Source organism: Segeticoccus rhizosphaerae, assembly GCF_009192725.1.
GTDB classification, from domain to species: Bacteria; Actinomycetota; Actinomycetes; order Actinomycetales; family Dermatophilaceae; genus Segeticoccus; species Segeticoccus rhizosphaerae.
On the sequence record NZ_VOHR01000342.1, the window covers coordinates 1 to 3871 of the forward strand.

Genomic DNA, 3871 nt, shown 5'->3' on the forward strand with positions numbered 1-3871 from the left:
GGCGCCCAGCACGGCCGCGAGACCGAGACAGCCTGCTGCGACGCGGGCGAGCCGCCGGGTGTGCTCCTGCAGGAAGGTGCGCGCCATGGGTGAGTCGAGGGCGGGCCCGGGACCCGGTGGCGCCGGTTCGAGCGCTCGTGCGGTCGAGGCCGGCGGCGCGATCCCCCCGCCTCGTCGCGCTCGATGCAGCAGCACGTTGCCCGCGTAGAGCGCCGCCCCCACCACCAGCACCACGCCGAGCACGCTGAGCGGACGGACCCGGACGCGGGTGAGCACCAGCCCGGCGACGAGGGCCACCCCCAGGTAGAGCCAGGAGCGCGGGATCGACTTCACGGATCGGAGTCTAGGGACTCGGCCACCGCGCAGAAGTTGCTGGGGACCGGCGTCGTCGACGACGCCGATCCCCAGCAACTTCGTGTCCGGGCGCGGACCTCCGGGTCAGCGGGAGGCGGTGCCCTCGGTGTAGTCGGAGTCGCCCGTCTTGATCCAGCCCATCAGCTCGCGCAGCTTGCGGCCGGTCTGCTCGATCGGCTGTCCCTCGGCCTCGGCGCGCAGCCGCTTGAACTCCGGAGCACCCGCGTCCTGGTCCTTGATGAACCGGTCGGCGAAGGCGCCGCTCTTGATGTCGGCGAGCACGCCCTCCATGTTCTTCTTGACGTGCTCGTCGATGACGCGCGGACCGGAGACGTAGTCACCGAACTCGGCGGTGTCGGAGATCGACCAGCGCTGCTTGGCCAGGCCGCCCTCATACATCAGGTCGACGATGAGCTTGAGCTCGTGCAGGCACTCGAAGTAGGCGATCTCGGGCTGGTAGCCGGCCTCGGTGAGCACCTCGAACCCGGTCTGCACCAGCCGCGAAGCCCCACCGCAGAGCACGGACTGCTCACCGAACAGGTCGGTCTCGGTCTCCTCGGTGAAGGTCGTCTTGATCCCACCGGCACGCAGGCCCCCGATCGCCTTGGCGTAGGACTTGGCCAGGTCCCAGGCCTTGCCGCTCTCGTCCTTCTCCACGGCGAGCAGCACGGGCACGCCTCTGCCGTCGACGTATTCGCGGCGCACGAGGTGTCCCGGACCCTTGGGGGCCACCATCGCCACGTCGATGCCGGCGGGCGGGTTGATGTAGTCGTAGCGGATGTTGAAGCCGTGGCTGAAGAAGAGCGCGTCGCCCTCCTTCAGGTTGGGCTCGATCGCGTCGGCGTAGAGCGCCCGCTGCACGTGGTCGGGCGCGAGGATCATGATCAGGTCCGCCTCGGCGCAGGCCACGTCCGGTGTCACGACCTTGAGCCCCTCGGCCTCGGCCTTGGCCCGCGACTTCGAGCCCTCGAGCAGCCCGACCCGCACGTCGACGCCCGAGTCGCGCAGGCTCAGTGCGTGGGCGTGCCCCTGGCTGCCGTAGCCCAGCACAGCGACATGGCGCCCCTGGATCAGCGAAAGGTCTGCATCGTCGTCGTAGAACATCTCGGCCACGTCGGCCACTCCTTCGAGTTGGGTTGTGTTCGTCGGTCACACACGGTATGCCGTGTGCCTGGCTGGTGTCGCGGCCGTCCGTCAGGCGGTCCGCAGCGCGCGGTCGGTGATCGAGCGCGGTCCTCTCCCGATCGCGACCATGCCCGACTGCACGAGCTCCTTGACGCCATACTGCTCGAGCATCCGCAGGAACGCCTCCAGCTTGTCGCCCGTGCCGGTCGCCTCGATCGTGATGGCGTCCGGTGAGACGTCGACCACCTTGGCGCGGAACAGCTCGACGATCTCGAGCACCGCCGAACGGGTCTGTCCGTCGGCCCGCACCTTGATCAGGATGATCTCCCGCTGGACCGAGGCGTCCCGCTCGAGCTCGACCACCTTGATCACCTCGACCAGCTTGTTGAGCTGTTTGGTGAGCTGCTCCAGGGCCAGTGACTCGACGTCGACGGCCACGGTCATCCGCGAGATCTCGGCGATCTCGGTCGGACCGACCGCGAGCGAGTCGATGTTGAAACCACGCCGCGAGAAGAGTCCGGCGATCCGGGCCAGGACACCGGGCTTGTTCTCGACCAACACCGACAGGGTGTGCTTGCTCATCCCGTCCTCCTATTCCTCGTCCCGATGCCAGACGGGGGTGCCGCCGCGCGCGATCTGGATCTGGTCGTTGCTCACTCCGGCGGGCACCATCGGCCACACCATCGCGTCGCGCTCCACCACGAAGTCGATCACCACCGGCCGGTCGTTGATCTCCATGGCCCGGTTGATGGTGGCGTCGACGTCCTCGACCGACTCGCACCGCAGCCCCACGCAGCCGTAGGCCTCGGCCAGCTTGACGAAGTCGGGCACCCGCTGGCCGACGCTCGTGTGCAGGTCGGTGTTGGAGTAGCGCTCGTTGTAGAAGAGCGTCTGCCACTGCCGGACCATGCCCAGGCTGGAGTTGTTGATGATCGCGACCTTGATCGGGATGTCGTTGATGACGCAGGTCGCGAGCTCCTGGTTGGTCATCTGGAAGCAGCCGTCGCCGTCGATCGCCCAGACGGTGCGGTCCGGCTCGGCCGCCTTGGCGCCCATGGCCGCCGGCACCGCGAAACCCATCGTCCCGAGGCCGCCGGAGTTGATCCAGCTGTTGGGCCGTTCGTAGCTGATGAACTGCGCCGCCCACATCTGGTGCTGGCCGACTCCGGAGACGAAGGTCGAGTCGGGTCCGCTGATCGCGCCGAGCCGTTCGATGACGTACTGCGGCGGCACGCCGTCGCCCTCCGGAGCGGTGTAGCCGACGGGGAAGTCGGCCTTCCACTGCTGCACCTGGGCGCGCCACGCGGCACCGCGTTCGGCCACCGGCGGCTCCGTCTCCGCCGACAACGCCTCGAGGAGCTCGACCACCACCTCGTCGACGTCACCGACGATCGGCACGTCGGCCACCCGGTTCTTGGAGATCTCCGCCGGGTCGATGTCGGCGTGGATGACCGCGGCGTCCGGCGCGAAGGTGGACAACACACCGGTGACCCGGTCGTCGAACCGCGCGCCGAGGGTGATCAGCAGATCCGACTTCTGCAGGGCGGTCACCGCGGCGACGCTGCCGTGCATCCCCGGCATGCCGAGGTGCAGCGGATGGCTGTCGGACACCGCACCGCGGGCCATCAGCGTGGTCACCACCGGGATCTGGGTCAGCTCGACCAGCTCCCGCAGCTTGGCGCTCGCACCCGCGCGGATCACGCCGCCGCCGACGTAGAACACCGGCCGCCTGGACTCGCGGATCAGGCGGGCCGCTTCCCGAATCTGCTTGGCGTGCGGGCGAGTCCCCGGGTGGTATCCAGGCAGCGCGACCTTGGGCGGCCAGTCGAAGGTCGTCTGCGCCTGGAGCGCGTCCTTGGCGATGTCGACCAGCACCGGCCCGGGGCGGCCGGTCGAGGCGATGTGGAAGGCCTCGGCGATCACCCTCGGGATGTCGTCCGCCCGCGTCACCAGGTAGTTGTGCTTGGTGATCGGCATGCTGATGCCCCGGATGTCCGCTTCCTGGAAGGCATCCGTGCCGATCGACCGCGAATTGACCTGGCCGGTGATGGCGACGATCGGGACCGAGTCCATGTAGGCGTTCGCCAGCGGGGTGACCAGGTTGGTGGCGCCCGGTCCGCTGGTCGCCATGCAGACTCCCACCCTGCCGGTCGCCGACGCGTAGCCCTCGGCGGCGTGCCCGGCACCCTGCTCGTGACGGACGAGCACGTGCCGGACCTTGGTCGAGTCCAGCAGCGGGTCGTAGGCCGGCAGGATGGCCCCACCGGGGATCCCGAAGACCGTGTCGACCCCGACCGCCTCGAGCGCCTGGACCAGGCTCTGGGCTCCCGTGACCGGCTGGGCCGCGCGCAGGGCGGGCCGTGCTGCCAGGTCGGCGGGGGTCGGCGCAGCG

At 69.4% G+C, this 3871-nt stretch carries 4 protein-coding genes; all 4 read right to left on the reverse strand.

Annotated features, from left to right (window positions below; translation table 11 throughout):
- Nucleotides 1–333: hypothetical protein (locus FRW57_RS18660; protein WP_152186723.1), on the reverse strand; the 333-nt coding region annotated here is incomplete at its 3' end.
- Nucleotides 334–438: 105 nt separating this feature from the next.
- A complete protein-coding gene (gene ilvC, locus FRW57_RS18665) occupies nt 439–1467 on the reverse strand; it encodes a ketol-acid reductoisomerase (protein ID WP_274381640.1) in 1029 nt (342 codons plus the stop codon).
- 81 nt (nt 1468–1548) lie between these two features.
- A complete protein-coding gene (gene ilvN / locus FRW57_RS18670) occupies nt 1549–2061 on the reverse strand; it encodes an acetolactate synthase small subunit (protein WP_137123185.1) in 513 nt (170 codons plus the stop codon).
- A gap of 9 nt (nt 2062–2070) precedes the next feature.
- Nucleotides 2071–3871, reverse strand: a 1801-nt coding sequence (locus tag FRW57_RS18675) for an acetolactate synthase large subunit (RefSeq protein ID WP_338055384.1), incomplete at its 5' end; no start/stop codon positions are given.